The 13,412-nt window shown below is 52.7% G+C and carries 14 protein-coding genes and 1 tRNA gene; 2 read left to right on the top strand and 13 right to left on the bottom strand.

What is annotated here, in order from left to right:
- Positions 1 to 4 precede the first annotated feature (4 nt).
- From NHM04_RS05240 to NHM04_RS05185, 12 genes are all read right to left on the bottom strand, one after another.
- Complete coding sequence (locus tag NHM04_RS05240; RefSeq protein WP_254265988.1) at positions 5 to 430, bottom strand: single-stranded DNA-binding protein; 426 nt, start codon at positions 428 to 430, stop codon at positions 5 to 7.
- 248 nt (positions 431 to 678) lie between these two features.
- A complete protein-coding gene (locus NHM04_RS05235) occupies positions 679 to 1,251 on the bottom strand; it encodes a hypothetical protein (protein ID WP_254265987.1) in 573 nt (190 codons plus the stop codon).
- A gap of 20 nt (positions 1,252 to 1,271) precedes the next feature.
- Entirely contained in the window at positions 1,272 to 2,123 is an 852-nt protein-coding gene (locus NHM04_RS05230) for a PFL_4669 family integrating conjugative element protein (RefSeq protein WP_254265986.1), read from the bottom strand.
- A 36-nt stretch (positions 2,124 to 2,159) separates the two neighbouring features.
- On the bottom strand, positions 2,160 to 2,396 hold the full coding sequence (locus tag NHM04_RS05225) for a hypothetical protein (RefSeq protein ID WP_254265985.1): 237 nt from the start codon (positions 2,394 to 2,396) through the stop codon (positions 2,160 to 2,162).
- Positions 2,397 to 2,876: 480 nt separating this feature from the next.
- Positions 2,877 to 4,235 carry an STY4528 family pathogenicity island replication protein gene (locus NHM04_RS05220; protein WP_254265984.1) on the bottom strand — a complete coding sequence of 453 codons (1,359 nt, stop codon included), beginning with the start codon at positions 4,233 to 4,235 and terminating at the stop codon, positions 2,877 to 2,879.
- The gene (locus NHM04_RS05215) at positions 4,235 to 4,825 is read right to left on the bottom strand and encodes an STY4526/YPO1902 family pathogenicity island replication protein (RefSeq protein ID WP_254265983.1); all 591 of its coding nucleotides are present in this window, start codon (positions 4,823 to 4,825) and stop codon (positions 4,235 to 4,237) included. The genes NHM04_RS05220 and NHM04_RS05215 overlap by 1 nt, the downstream gene beginning before the upstream one ends.
- Before the next feature lie 6 nt (positions 4,826 to 4,831).
- Positions 4,832 to 6,481 carry a ParB family protein gene (locus tag NHM04_RS05210; RefSeq protein ID WP_254265982.1) on the bottom strand — a complete coding sequence of 550 codons (1,650 nt, stop codon included), beginning with the start codon at positions 6,479 to 6,481 and terminating at the stop codon, positions 4,832 to 4,834.
- 3 nt (positions 6,482 to 6,484) lie between these two features.
- On the bottom strand, positions 6,485 to 6,883 hold the full coding sequence (locus NHM04_RS05205; protein WP_254265981.1) for a hypothetical protein: 399 nt from the start codon (positions 6,881 to 6,883) through the stop codon (positions 6,485 to 6,487).
- A 2-nt stretch (positions 6,884 to 6,885) separates the two neighbouring features.
- Positions 6,886 to 7,749: a ParA family protein gene (locus NHM04_RS05200; RefSeq protein WP_254265980.1), complete on the bottom strand. Its 864-nt coding sequence runs from the start codon at positions 7,747 to 7,749 to the stop codon at positions 6,886 to 6,888.
- Positions 7,750 to 7,828: 79 nt separating this feature from the next.
- Positions 7,829 to 7,905 (bottom strand) — tRNA-Met (locus NHM04_RS05195).
- A gap of 87 nt (positions 7,906 to 7,992) precedes the next feature.
- On the bottom strand, positions 7,993 to 9,084 hold the full coding sequence (gene ychF, locus NHM04_RS05190; protein ID WP_254265979.1) for a redox-regulated ATPase YchF: 1,092 nt from the start codon (positions 9,082 to 9,084) through the stop codon (positions 7,993 to 7,995).
- Between the two features lie 77 nt (positions 9,085 to 9,161).
- On the bottom strand, positions 9,162 to 10,121 hold the full coding sequence (locus NHM04_RS05185) for a 2OG-Fe(II) oxygenase (RefSeq protein ID WP_254265978.1): 960 nt from the start codon (positions 10,119 to 10,121) through the stop codon (positions 9,162 to 9,164).
- A gap of 207 nt (positions 10,122 to 10,328) precedes the next feature.
- Here NHM04_RS05185 and NHM04_RS05180 point away from each other — a divergent pair, with 207 nt between their 5' ends.
- Together NHM04_RS05180 and NHM04_RS05175 are read left to right on the top strand one after the other, a co-directional pair.
- Positions 10,329 to 11,789, top strand: a complete 1,461-nt coding sequence (locus tag NHM04_RS05180; RefSeq protein WP_254265977.1) for a hypothetical protein — start codon at positions 10,329 to 10,331, stop codon at positions 11,787 to 11,789.
- A complete protein-coding gene (locus NHM04_RS05175; RefSeq protein ID WP_254265976.1) occupies positions 11,789 to 12,949 on the top strand; it encodes a BamA/TamA family outer membrane protein in 1,161 nt (386 codons plus the stop codon). The genes NHM04_RS05180 and NHM04_RS05175 overlap by 1 nt, the downstream gene beginning before the upstream one ends.
- Here NHM04_RS05175 and NHM04_RS05170 read toward each other — a convergent pair.
- Entirely contained in the window at positions 12,946 to 13,359 is a 414-nt protein-coding gene (locus NHM04_RS05170) for an MAPEG family protein (protein WP_254265975.1), read from the bottom strand. The genes NHM04_RS05175 and NHM04_RS05170 overlap by 4 nt on opposite strands.
- Positions 13,360 to 13,412 lie beyond the last annotated feature (53 nt).

The following is a 13,412-nucleotide window of genomic DNA, read 5'->3' as shown; positions in this document are numbered from 1 at the left end:
AAAATTAGCTTTGTGATTGCTCCTCAGCTGGATAGCCTTGATTCTCTGGCCCGGCTTTGGGCTTGTATTGAATGGATTCAATGCCCATAGGAGCGAACGAGATTGAGTCAGCACGGACTTTTAAGCGATAGATTTCTTGACCTGGCGTCGCTGGGTCATTGGATTGAAAGGACTCCATTCTCTGTTCGCCGATCACGACGATACGAGCACCTACTTTCAGTAGCTCCGCCACAGCTTTCGAGCGCTTTCCCCAAAACTCCACATCCACCCAGAAGCCGTTGTCTTTGCTCCATTCTCCCGATTCATCACGCGCTTTCACGTCCGCACGAAATGAGACGTTTAAAACGGATTTTTCTTCGCCTTTGACCGGAACGGTTTTGTACTCAAATGAACCGACATTACCCTCGTGGGCAAAAATGCTGAGCGCCATGGGACATCCTCTCAATATAAATTTTTGGAGGATTGAGGATACTTAAAATTGTGAACGGGTTAGAGCTTTTAACTGAACAAGAGGTGTGCAAATTAGGAAGGAAAAAGAAACGGGGGCAAGCCCCCGTGAATAATTGCGCACTCGCTTAGTCGGTCGGACTGTAGGCAAGTGGTTTTAGTATAACGCTAGCGTAGGGGTAGACAACTATTAAATTGATCTCACTTCGTACAAATACATTTCTAAACGATTCAAACTTCATAACCATCAACAGATGATCTCACGAGAATTTCTCTACCACTCGAATAGGGGCTGACTTCACCAGCAACACTGTCCTTCCAGACTTGTGCGGCGACCAATGATTTAAAAATCGCTAGATATGAATCTATTTCAACACGTAGCCTCATGCCCACCGCATCGTAGGAATACATACTCTCGGCAAATCTAGGTGACTCGCCTTGAATGCAGCTCATCATCGCGGCGACCTTTGCGCGGTTATCTACTCGCTCACGGACACCAGAGGTTAGGCGAACAAACGAATGAAGACTGAAACCAAAATCCTGACCTTTGGCTAACACCCTCCATCGTAGATCACCTATCCGGACCTCTGGCACATCGAAACGCTTCACATGACTACCAGCCCTTGGGCTGTAACACAGAGTGACATACTCACACTCAGGGCCGTAGAAACGATTCCAGTCCTGCACCGCATTGCGAGCCGTCTGATCGGCTGCCTGTAGCTGCCGGACAATCTGATCTTTCCAACGGTCAACGGAGTGACCGCCCTTATCCATTAAAAGGCCTTTTAAAGTAATGACCGCCATATGACCGATATTCCTCTCTGTCAGATATTCGATAGTGATTCTTGTCGGTCGTCCGCAGACTCACCAGTCTTGATTCGCGGCGCTAATTTTGCGCGACGCTCACCTTTACGAACATCCTCAGACAATGTGGGCATAGTCGGTTTGTGTGACTCGTACACTTTCGCCGCACGTTGAGCCACTTTGTTGTTCGCGGCCAAATCATCACGCTTAACTGATGTATTCACCCAAAGACGACTTGCTTCAAACACTGATCGAATCATGGACGAGCACTTTACAATGCTGGAGGTCCAATCATCCTCAAACATGAGACCCATCTTCTTCGCGGTCATCGCCGATAACACCACTCGGTCAAACTGAGTCAGCAAGATGGCGGAACGGTAGGCCCAGGGCGAATAGAACTGAATATCCATCGTGGCCGGATCGACGCTATGAGTGTCGGGAATGTCGATACCTTGAAGTTCAGTATCCAGAATCTCATCGATGTGTTTCTTCTGTGCCCGGATAAACGCAGCCGCATCCTCAAACTTCGTTTCAATTTCCAACAACGCCTGATCCGCATAGGGATCATCATTCTCACTGGCATGCCATATCTCCGCCACATTCTTGGCGAACCGAACCAAGCCAACGATAGGATAGATGTTCTTATCTTTATCCCCACGACGCCCGTAGAAAAGGGCGTGCGCTTGCCGCGTCTCCAATGTGATCTTGCCGCCGCCAGTCTCAAGCCTTCCAGGTCGCCCCTGAACTGACGCAGGTTTGACAATACTGTCGGCACCGTCCGGGTGCGACCGGTTCAAATTCCGCTTAGCCTCTGCACGAAGCTCCGCTTTCTCTTCTAAATCAAGAATCGATTCGTTTGTCTCATGTTCCATGATTGATCGCCCTAAGGTTGTAAACTTGCACCAGTCTCACCAACGAGACCCGCGCATTTTCTTTTGCATTTCTCGGTCACTGATCATTTCCACAAAGTGACCTTCAATTTCGGATATCTCCAGTTGACCCTGTTCCAGACTCGTAGCTAACAGCATCAGCGATATTGCTCCACCGCGAATGTATCCTTCGATGTACTCACCATCAGCGGTCGATGCCATCGACGATAAGTCTACGGCGATGTCTCGCAGTGTTCTCGGGTTTAATTGTTCCATTCTCAATCTCCAACCGTATGGTTTTTTCTAATCCACTTGCCCCAAGCGGACTATGTGTTTCACGTGGAATCTTCAGTTTCCAATCTCTTTGGATTTTTCAGGAATTCGCATGTTGCACTTCACGCACACATCGGGACCATGTTGCCCGTCGGGCCTTAGGGAATGATTGCATCGTTCTTCGAGTGCTTTCATGCGTGAGTCGTTGGTGGACAGCAAATAGCGATGGCGCCTACGATCTAGGCGAGTCACTTTTACCACGACCACTTTAACGGGAGGTTGGCTTTCACCGCGGTAGATTTCAGAAGTCAGCCCCGGAATGGGAATGTGACCTTCGCCTACACCGCCATACAAAACAAATTCGACTCTAGCCATTGACCACCTCCAATTGCAGTCTCGGAGTGCGGTCAGTGACCGCACTTTGGATGTGCATCGGACTCAGCTTCGGAGTGCGGTCAGTGACCGCACTTTGGATGTGCATACTCATATCACACCACCTTGGCCAATCAAGAAATGAGGTTCACTATCTTCAATAGCTTCCTTCACCATCTGCCCCCACTCATCCAGCATCATGACGTTGTCTCGACGACGGTCTACCAGGGCTTTCGTGAAGCTGACGATGTTGCGGATTGGCTCAGTACCGGGGTGTTTGACGTTGAAGATCATGCGACCGAAGAGTTGGCACATCACGTCGCGTCGGGCCTCCTCGCCAAGCCCAAGCAACACGCGGCCAATGACCGGGATGTTGGTTCGGTAGACTTCCCAGAGAAACAGCATGGGCTGGGTGGTGTCGGCGACCAGCCAGCCGAGATGGGAGGCAGCCAGGCACTCGGCCAAGGGTTTATCCAAGTCGGCATCGTGTCGCCGTGCCGGCTCAGTGGATGGGTGAATTCCCTTGTGCGCGCGCGTAGTAATATATTTATTAATATTAATACTACTACTACCAATACTACGGGGATAAAAAATATTTTCTTCGGAGCCGTGTAAAGAATTTTCTTTCTCGGACAAATTATGATCAAAAGCCGTGTTAAGATTTTTAACATGGCTATTTTGACCCGCGTTAAAATTCTTATCATGGCTTTCCAAAGGCCCCTCTGAAGCCCGCATTGCTTCGTTTACTGCGATTTTCTCACTGGTATTTTCACCCTCAACGTCAGCCAGAGCCGTGTTAAAATTTTTAACATGGCTATCAAGCTCTTCACTCGTAGTGATCAAGGCACTTTTCCCAAAAACAGCTTCTCTCAGCCTGTCTTCCATGGACTCCAATTGAGTGGGACTTCTGGGCGTCGACTCCAGCGCACTTATTTGAGCGAGAACCTGGCTGGCCAGGTTGCGATTGGCTTTACCCGCACTAGCGCCACTTACCTGGGCTTCTAGGAACTGTACATACCCTGAATCCAGTTCCAGCGTGTCTGCCAAACTCAACGGTTCCTCATGAAGCAAATACACATCGCCCACAAACCGCTGAAGCTCATCGCGCACCGACCGGCAGAAGGTCATCCAGCGATTGATACGCAGTGTTGCCCGAGAGTTCGCTACTGTAGGCGCTGAACACACCATGGCTGCACTCAGTTCCTCACGAGAGGGAACATAGCCAGGCATCTGTGGGTTTGAGATAAACGCCCTCAAAACCTGCCATAGGAGTTTATCCGCCGGCTTCAACTGTCCATCAAAGATTAAGTGATTGGGCACACTATGATGAAAGTTACCGGTAAATATGACGCCCATGCTGGTACCGGAGCTGCCGGAGGAGTTGGCGCCACCGTTGTCAATTCGTCGTTGCTGAAGCAGGCTTTGCTCGGCAAAAGAAATCTGCTTAATGATGGGAGACAGGTCGGACATCAAATGCCCTCCATGATCGTGTTCCACAACCTGTCGATTCCTATGCCTGTCGACTCTGAAAGAGAGCACAACTTGCGTAATTCAGACAGGTTGGAGTTTTTTAACTGTTCCCATTGGCGAAGAGCATCCAGCTCTTCAGATTCTGTCAGTGACTCGATTCGTCCGCGCTCCTGGGGTGGTAGCCCCAGCGCTTGCTTGCGCTGATCATAGTCTCTTCGACTGATACCCGTCAGCGCGTTCAGCATGGGTTGTCTTATTCCCAGTCGAATCGCTCGGTCAGTATCGGTCTCTTCGGAATGCTCTAGCTCCTGGTGATTCAGGAAATTACTGAGCGCTTTCCCATTAAACGACACATCCACGAGAGGAGCCGGGAAGTCGGTCATACGATCCAACGCTCTTAGCGTGACAGATCGCAATAAGTCGTAGCAGGTCTCCTCAACGCCCATCTTTTTCAGGAGGGCGAAGTTGGAGGTTTGAGCGGCTGTAGCCGCGGTATACAGTGCCTCTCTGTTCAATGAAGCCAGCTGCTTTGAATTGATGGTTTTGTTGTCTCGCCCCACAGCGATACCTCCTTGCGTGATCATGCGCATCGTTGTTTACTTCGATTCCAGAAACAGGCTCGAATAGTCGTCGGCACAATGTTGCCTAATGGTTGCTAACGCTTTGTCAAAAGCGAGTAACCCTTGTTGGCTCTGTTGATGCTGGGCGGAAGCCCCCTCGTAATCCGGTAGGGTTCTCAGCATGTTGGTGTGTATATAGGCTTGCTGGACACCCACAATCTCGAATAGCCGCATAAACGGAAACGGCAGCAGGGCATTGATTGCTTCAACTACGTCGTCCTGTCCTTTCTCGGTACAATCATGCGCAATACCGATGAACGGGATCATGAGCCCGTAAGCCCACAAGCGCTGTATAGGCCTTAGCTCGGATAACATCGCCTCGAAGCCACCAAACAGATCGGCTGCGATATGCCACCCGATACCAGGTGCGGTGTCGCCGTAAGTAGGCACTAAGAGGTGGTCGATATCATGAACCTCAGCGACCATACAGCTGGCGAGATACGATTCTTGTAAAAGATCGTCCAGCGTCTTCGGCTGGAAGTTTCCTACTTGCCCAGCAATTGAAAGTTGATCGCTCCCGGTAGGAGTGTCACCTTGTGCAGTACCCGGCATTGCCCTGCCGGCTGTTACAGCAGGTGCTTCATTCTCGCTTGGTGTCGCAACTTGTTGCGAAAAAGCTCCAGGAGCATTACCGGCCTCTTGGCTGGGGCGCTGTGACGGTGCCGAATTGCTGGCCTCAGGTGCAGCTGTATCTGGTTGGGTCGAAGGCTCTGGCTGAGCGTTCGGATGGTTGGGTTGAGGTGATTTAACACCTGAAGGCTTGCCGCCTTTCATAATGTTAAATATTTCCGAACTTACAGCACTGAAAGGCTCGTCTACCGCGTCCGAAAATTTGATGCTCATTAACTGAAAGAAACCATCAAAATCAAACGAGACGTCATCGAACTCTTTTAGAGTATTTTGCCAAAGCGAATCCCAATCTTCTTTAGGCTCTTCACCGTTTTTAATCAGCGAATCCCAGTACGCTTTAAACGCTGTCTCATAGGAACGTATTTTCTTGATAACAGGTCTTCCGGCTCCCGCCCAAAGTAAATCCGGTACAAATTCATGCAGCCCATCCACGGCATACAACAATACAGAAAGGTTACTTGAGTCAATTCCCCAACCTTTAGCCTTCATCCGATCGGCGGCTTTACGCATGGATATTTTGCCTTCCTTCTCCTCAATCAAGGCAATCCAACGCTTTGCGGCTAAGGCGCGCTCGATGAGCTTCATATCACCGCGCAAATCGTTCTCTACCAGGTGGCCAGCTAACGACTCTTCATCGTCCACCCACGGCTTAAAAGTGACCTGGTGCCGAAAGAATATTTCGTCGCCGGTCTCTTCCCAAAGCTCCTGCAGAGCTTGAAGACGTGTATTACCGCCGTCGGCAATTTGGTAGGGATCATCAACACTTTTTCGAGTCACATTAAAGCGATGATCGAGGCCTCGGGCTTTGATGGACGCCTTAATATCATCGAACTTTGGGTTCACTGATTGACGTGGATTGAATTCACTGGGTACCAGCTCATCCAAAGTAACCGTGATTTCTGTCGGGATCGCGGGGTCTTTACGTATCGCCTCGACAGTGCGTGACTGTCGTGTCAGTCGTTCAGATAAATTGACAGATTTGTTCTTAGAGGCCATGACTTAACCCTCTCCATTCTCAATGTTATGTGCCCAGTCTCGGTCGTAGGCTTGAGCTTTCTCAAAAGCTTCCTCCAGCCTCTGCTGCTGATCCGGTGGCAAAAAGATCCCCAGCTGCTCGTTGTCACTTCGGCCAGGGTAGGCAAAGGTAATATTCTGGCCTCGACAGCCAGCCTCAATCAGGTGGGAATCCTCAAAGATAGGCTCGATACAGTCGCGCATAAGCTCGTTCTCTGAGTTCAAGTTGTATGCATCATACTCGCGCCCGTCACACCAGAGCGTGCAGGCCGCGGCCAGACGCTCTTGTGCCTGATCCTTGTTACTGGCGACCAAAAAGACATAGCCGCTTTGGTCGAACTGGCTTGAAGGATCGAAACTTTCCACTACGGCTCGATAGATCATGACTAGGCCTCCACTGCAGATAAGACGTCGTGGGGCTTACGACCAGTCAATTTAGGCTGTAGCTCGTAGGCGAGCTCCAACATGGTTTCCTGCGCGCTCGGGGTCTTTCCTCGGCGCTTCGGTTCAAAGCGATGTGCTGGCTCAGAACGCCCGGCAGCTTTGTTGTAGGCGGCAATATCGGGAACAATGGTCTTAAGCACCCGGACCATGCCATCGCCAACTTCATCGAACTCCCTGCTAAGCCATTCAGCCATCTCGCGTGAGTCGTTGGTTCGACCCATACGGTTGATTAGTGCGTTACAGGTAGGGAGGGGACGGCCGGCAATGGTGGTTTTCATGCCTGGCGCCGGGAGAAGGGAACGCAGCATATTGACTGTGCCGGTCACAAACTCGGTCGAGTCCAGATAATTGGGTACAACAGGGCTGATCACCTCGTCCGAGGCCAGAATCACGGCCTCCTGAAGCAAGCCTATAGCGCCCTGGGTATCGACAATGATGTAATCGTACTCGGTCGCCAGCTTCTGGAGTGCCATGTGGAAATATAAAACATGACTGCTGGACTCGCGAAGGAATGGCAGGATTGGGCCGCCTTTGTCGCCCTTGGAGTCATCGTTGACGATGATATCCAGGTTCGAAAATCCGGTGTGGCTGATACAGCCTTCGGGGTCTGTCGTGGTAATTAGTTGAGTCAGGCCTGAGTCGGCCGGGAAGGGAATATTGAAATACTTGCTCAAGTTTTGAGCGAAGTCAGTATCAATAAGAAGTGTACGTTGCCCTAAGTCTGCAAAGATTGCAGCTAGGTTTACTGAGATAGAAGTTTTGCCGACTCCACCTTTGGTGGAAACTAAAGAATAGACTTTGGCCATAGAGCCCTCCAACCGTTGATTTAACGCAACGATTAAGAACTCATGGTCCAAAGAAGTGGGCTTACTACCACTTAGAAAATGGTAGCTAGGGGCGGACTTGAACCGCCGACCCCAGCATTATGAGTGCTGTGCTCTAACCAGCTGAGCTACCTAGCCACATGTCTTGAGGGCGCGTATTTTCACCACATGGGGGGGTAAAGTCAAGGGTGAATTTGGGTTTTTTGCCGTCGCGCCCTGTTTTGCTTAAACGTTGAACCGGAAGTGGACGATATCGCCGTCTTTAACGATGTAGTCTTTGCCTTCCAGACGCCATTTACCGGCGTCTTTGGCGCCTTGCTCGCCGCCTAGTTCAATAAAGTCGTCGTAGCTGACCACTTCGGCGCGGATAAAGCCTTTTTCAAAGTCGGTGTGAATTTTACCGGCCGCCTGGGGCGCGGTAGCGCCTACGGGGATGGTCCAGGCGCGTACTTCTTTTACCCCGGCGGTAAAGTAGGTGTGCAAGCCCAGCAAGTCGTAGCCGGCGCGAATAACGCGGTTTAGGCCCGGCTCTTCCATGCCCAGTGCTTCCAGGAATTCGGTTTTCTCTTCGTCGTCCAGCTCGCTGATTTCCGCTTCAATTTTGTTGCAAATGGGCACCACCACGGCGTTTTCTTCGGCGGCGATGGCGCGCACTTTATCCAGGTGCGGGTTGTCCTCGAAGCCGTCTTCGGCGACGTTGGCAATGTACATGGTGGGCTTGAGGGTCATCAGGCTCAGCTCACGCAGTTGCTTTCTCTCGTCGTCGGTTAAATCAAACGAGCGCAGCGGCTTGGCTTCGTCCAGATGCGGCTGAATTTTTTCCAGCAGCGCTTTCATAACAATCGCATGCTTGTCTTGACCCTTGGCGGCTTTGGCAAAGCGCTGAATGGCTTTTTCCACGGTTTCCAGATCGGCCAGTGCCAGTTCGGTGTTGATGACGTCGATATCTGAGGCAGGGTTAATGTTGCCGTCCACGTGAATCACGTTTTCGTCTTCAAAGCAGCGCACCACGTGGGCGATGGCGTCGGTTTCGCGAATGTTCGCCAGGAACTTATTGCCCAGGCCCTCACCCTTGGAGGCGCCGGCCACAAGGCCCGCGATGTCCACAAACTCCATGGTGGTGGCGATCACCTTCTCGGGCTTTACGATAGCGGCGATTTTGTCCTGGCGCGGGTCGGGGACCGCGACTACGCCGGCGTTGGGCTCAATGGTGCAAAACGGAAAATTTTCGGCGCCAATGCCCGCTTTGGTGAGTGCGTTAAACAGGGTGGATTTGCCCACGTTGGGAAGTCCGACAATACCGCAATTAAAGCCCATGAATCTGTCTCTTTGCCTGATATGAAAAATTGGCCGCGATTATACATGAAACGGCCGCTGTTTTTGCCGCCCCAGGCCTAGCGGCGGATCAGTTTTTGCGCTCGGTTTTTCACGCGCGAGGCGACATTCAGGCCGCGCCGCGCCAGGTTAACAGCGCGGTTGTTGGTGAGCTTGTCGAGCATGGTGTGAAGCCTTTGGTTATCGCGGTACAGCCGCGCGAGGTGCTGGTCGCGCCGTGTCAACAGTCCCTGAATGCTCTGGTAGTCTGCCTCGCTTAGGGTTAGCCCGGGTTGAATATGGGCGGGCAGAGGGCGCTCCACGTAGATTGTCGAGTGGCGCCCATGGTATTCGTGCTGCGGCCGGGTTTTGCTGTAGAAATACAGTGCCAGCGACTTGCGCGAGCGCGTGTCAGCGTCTCCCTCGGGCAGGTTAATTCGCTTAAAGCCGTGCCAGGAATGGTCGTGAGTGGCGAAAATAACGCAGCGGTTAAACAGCGGTTGTACTTCGGTAATCTCGTTCTCGCTGGGCGGCAGGCGCGGGTCACGGTGAAATTCAATGGCGCCGCCCCAGGCGTCTTGCCACTCGCGGTTGAGGTACACAATAAGGTTTAGGCGCCGGTGGTGGCCGGTGACAGGGTGGCGGTTAAAATCGACGTGGGGGTCTAAATCCTGGCCGTGACAGTTTTCATGGGTGCCTCCGCCAAAATAGTCAGGGTCGTAGAGCAAGTCATCGATGCCCGTGGCCTCGGAGATCCAGCTTAGAAATTCCGTTGACTGAATCAGTTTATCCAGCTTCTGGTAGCTGCCGCCCAACTCACGGATATTGGGGTAGGTAGCTTTGCGGCCAATGTTGCCGTTCTCATCGCGGGCGCGATTTGTGTCAAATGGTGGAAACTCCTTTACCAGTGCTTCGCAGGTTTGCTCGCTGAAGAAATTGTCGATAACCAAATAGGAAAACGGCTCGGCAGATTGAAAGCTGTGCGCAAAGTTGGGGGTGTTGGCGAGGGTGGATGGACTGAGCCACTGTGAAAGTGCCATAAAAATCTCGTTGTCTAAATCGCGATCGCGGGCCAAGGCGCAATCGTGGATCGTTATTGGTGTTATTTAGCGTTCGATTATAACTGGGTGAGGTTAGGTGTCTACGACCCAGTTTTTTCGTGCGCAGCGGACGGTTTCTTTTTCCTTTTGCTGTCGCTACTCTGTAAGCCTTTGGCGTTAGGAAGGATGATGGTGCGAAAACAAGGGATGCCACCACTGCAGGTGGGTTTGTTACCGGCGCTGCTGGCTTGGCTCATTTTGGTGGCTTACGCGCAGGGTGCGAATGCGACTAGTGCCGCCGTCCGGGCCGAGGTCAAAGCCCGCACTGATGCAGCACTGGCCGAATTTATCGCCGAAAACCCGGGCCTAGAAGCCGAGCTGGCGGCCGCACCGGGTTATCTGGTTGGCACTGGTGATACCTTATTGCTGGGGCCTTTGGGTAGCGGCGGTGCTATCGCGGTGCTGCGCGATCAGCGTCGCAGCAGCGACACCTACCTGGATATTTCCAGCCTGGGGCTGGGGGTGGGATTGGGGTCGCGCGGCGGACGCTTTTTGGCAGTGATCAACTCCACCCAGTTGCTGGACAGTTTGCAGAGAGGACGCTGGCTGTTGAATTCCGAGGCGAGTTCAAACATCGGCGAGCAGGGCGGCAGTGTGGCATTGCATTCGGATCAGTACGTCCTCTATTCGCGTGGTGAGTCTGGCGCCGCCATCGGAGCGGGACTCAACCTCTCCCATATTGAGGTGAACAAACGCCTTACCGATACAGGCTTGTCCGAATCAACCGTACCTGGGCGCACCCGCGCTTATGCCGCAGGGCAGGGGGATAACGCACCGAGACGCTGGCCCTACGCGCTGCCGTTTTTGGCACAAAAAGTAATCGACCGTGGAATTAATCTCCCTCGGCCCTATGGTGTGGGCTGGATTCGCGCGAATATGAATCAAGCCATGTCGCTCACTCACCTGGACGTAGGTTTCAATGGCGCTACCAAATTGCCCTACGACTTTGTGGCGGTAAACAATGCGCAAACGGATATCGTTACCGATCAAATAAAATTTGACGCCTGGGTCCTGCCGTTTTTAAACCTATACGCCACTTTGGGTAAAGTGGAGGGGCATGTGGATATGGATATCACCGTCGATGGCGACACCTTGCTCGACTCGCTCGGGGCCGATTGTTCGCATTTGCTGCGCCCGCCTGTTTGCTATGTGTTTTCCGATCGCGCGGTGACATTTCCGGTGCGTGCCCATGTGGGGCCCACCACCTACGGCGGCGGAATGGTGTTGGCCGGTGCCTGGCACGACTGGGTTGTGATTGTGCCCAGCAATATCAGCTACAGTGAGGCGAGTGATAAAACCTTTGATGGTCGGACCATTACTGTCTCCCCGCGCCTGGGGCGCTTGATTGATTTGCCGCGCGCGGGCAGTTTGACGGTTTTTACCGGCGGCAATTACCTGGACAGTAAAAATGTGATTGATGGCACTTATCGTATTCCCGGCACCGCCCAAGAGTTGGGCTATCGCATACATCAGCGCAATCAGGATCCTTGGAGTGCTCTGGTGGGGATGAACTGGGATATCAGCGCGCGGCTCTCGCTTATGCTGCAGTACGAGGGCTTTAGCGGTTCGCGTGAGGGTTTTACATCCTCTTTAACGGTGCGGTTTTAATGTTGCGAAGCATAGTGTTGTGTTGTGCGAGTATGGTTATGCTGTGCGCCCCCGCGCTAGGTGCCGAGGGAGATATTGCCGAGGTTCCCTTGCCCGCGGGGCAGGCGGTGGATCAGGTAAGCACTGCCAAGGTGAGTGGCAATCCGGCGCAGTCTATTTTTTCCCGTTGGCCCGATGATCTGATATTGGCCCCCGTGCCCGGTTACTCCTCTGAATTGGGGTGGACCCTGGCACTGGGCGCCGGATACTTTTTACCGCGAAAGCAGAAAGAAAACCCAGCCTCGTTGGTGGGCGTCATGGCCATGGGTTCGGAGAATGACAGTCACGCTCTGGGTGCGGGCGGCAGCTTTCACTTACTCAACGATCGCCTGCGCCTGGTGCTGATGCTGGGAGACCTAAAATTTAACTATCGCTTTTGGGGGATCGGCAACGACGCCGGCGAAAGCGGGCGGCATTTAAACATCAGTCAAACCGGGCAGATGTTTTACAGCATGGCCATGTGGGAGTGGTTTGACAGTGTTTATGCGGGGGTCGGTCTGCTTGGTGGCAAGTCAGAGGTAACCCTGCGCGGGGTGCAAGAGCTCATTCCACAGCTGCCGGATCCGAGCCTTGATATAAACCTGGGAGCTTTGGAATTACCTCTGCAACACGACGATCGCGACGATGTGCACTTTCCCCGCAAGGGGGTATTGGCTGAGGCTAATGCCTATCTGTATCGCGATTGGCTGAGCTCCGATTTTAACGCCGATATTTTTAAGCTCGACGGCAATGTCTATTTGCCCATTGGCGCAGCCGATGTGTTGGCTCTGCGGGCTATGTACCGCAGCGCCAGCGACGATGCGCCTTTCTTTTTGCTCAGCTCTTTTGGCGGCAAAACCGATTTGCGCGGCTATGACACCGGCCGCTACCGCGATACCGATATGTACGCGGTGCAGGGAGAATATCGCTGGCGCGCCAGCGATAGTTGGGTGTTAACCGGCTTTGCCGGGGTGGGCGAGGTGGCCTCCTCGCCGAAAAAGTTCTTCAGCAACTTTTTACCCGCCGCCGGCGTGGGCGCGCGGTATATGCTTTCGCGCAAACATCAGGTGAGCTTGTCCGCCGATTGGGCCGTGGGGAAAAACGGCTCCGAGTTCTACTTTGGCGTGGGTGAGGCTTTTTAAACGGCTGTATAAGCAAGCACCAATAGCCCCCACATGGCCAGCAAAAATAGGTTGCTGAGTAAAAACGCGCGCATTCGCCACAATACCTTGTTGCCGTTTAGATGAACGATGGCCTGTAATATTCTCGCAATCACGTAAAGCCAGGCCAGGACAATCATGGCGGTGCCTGTGGCGTTAATTGCCATGGCCGCCAGACAGGCGACGTAAAACAGCGGCGGTATTTCGAGCAAATTGTGGTAACAGCGCTGCGCTAGCACCATGCGCTCGGGCAGCTGGTCGGCGGGCAGGTTATAGGTTTTAAAGTAGCTTAGCGGCACCTGCCGGTTTTTTACGGCGCTGATTCTCGCGCCCAGCATGGTAAAGGCGACGGCGAAGGTGAGTAAAACCATAGCGGCCATTGGGTAGATCATACAACCTCCTTGCTGATCAAAAAGTGCTCGGATTGGGACGGTACTGTTAATCG

This window comes from Gilvimarinus sp. DA14 (genome assembly GCF_024204685.1).
Lineage (GTDB): Bacteria > Pseudomonadota > Gammaproteobacteria > Pseudomonadales > Cellvibrionaceae > Gilvimarinus.
The sequence above is the reverse complement of the archived record's forward strand: the minus strand, read 5'-3'. Positions and strand labels throughout refer to the sequence as shown.

What these genes read in the sequence shown, in the direction of transcription:
- NHM04_RS05240 (WP_254265988.1), bottom strand. Translation starts at nt 430, where the DNA reads ATGGCGCTCAGCATTTTTGCCCACGAGGGTAATGTCGGTTCATTTGAG.
- NHM04_RS05235 (WP_254265987.1), bottom strand. Translation starts at nt 1,251, where the DNA reads ATGGCGGTCATTACTTTAAAAGGCCTTTTAATGGATAAGGGCGGTCAC.
- NHM04_RS05230 (WP_254265986.1), bottom strand. Translation starts at nt 2,123, where the DNA reads ATGGAACATGAGACAAACGAATCGATTCTTGATTTAGAAGAGAAAGCG.
- NHM04_RS05225 (WP_254265985.1), bottom strand. Translation starts at nt 2,396, where the DNA reads ATGGAACAATTAAACCCGAGAACACTGCGAGACATCGCCGTAGACTTA.
- NHM04_RS05220 (WP_254265984.1), bottom strand. Translation starts at nt 4,235, where the DNA reads ATGTCCGACCTGTCTCCCATCATTAAGCAGATTTCTTTTGCCGAGCAA.
- NHM04_RS05215 (WP_254265983.1), bottom strand. Translation starts at nt 4,825, where the DNA reads ATGCGCATGATCACGCAAGGAGGTATCGCTGTGGGGCGAGACAACAAA.
- NHM04_RS05210 (WP_254265982.1), bottom strand. Translation starts at nt 6,481, where the DNA reads ATGGCCTCTAAGAACAAATCTGTCAATTTATCTGAACGACTGACACGA.
- NHM04_RS05205 (WP_254265981.1), bottom strand. Translation starts at nt 6,883, where the DNA reads ATGATCTATCGAGCCGTAGTGGAAAGTTTCGATCCTTCAAGCCAGTTC.
- NHM04_RS05200 (WP_254265980.1), bottom strand. Translation starts at nt 7,749, where the DNA reads ATGGCCAAAGTCTATTCTTTAGTTTCCACCAAAGGTGGAGTCGGCAAA.
- ychF (WP_254265979.1), bottom strand. Translation starts at nt 9,084, where the DNA reads ATGGGCTTTAATTGCGGTATTGTCGGACTTCCCAACGTGGGCAAATCC.
- NHM04_RS05185 (WP_254265978.1), bottom strand. Translation starts at nt 10,121, where the DNA reads ATGGCACTTTCACAGTGGCTCAGTCCATCCACCCTCGCCAACACCCCC.
- NHM04_RS05180 (WP_254265977.1), top strand. Translation starts at nt 10,329, where the DNA reads ATGCCACCACTGCAGGTGGGTTTGTTACCGGCGCTGCTGGCTTGGCTC.
- NHM04_RS05175 (WP_254265976.1), top strand. Translation starts at nt 11,789, where the DNA reads ATGTTGCGAAGCATAGTGTTGTGTTGTGCGAGTATGGTTATGCTGTGC.
- NHM04_RS05170 (WP_254265975.1), bottom strand. Translation starts at nt 13,359, where the DNA reads ATGATCTACCCAATGGCCGCTATGGTTTTACTCACCTTCGCCGTCGCC.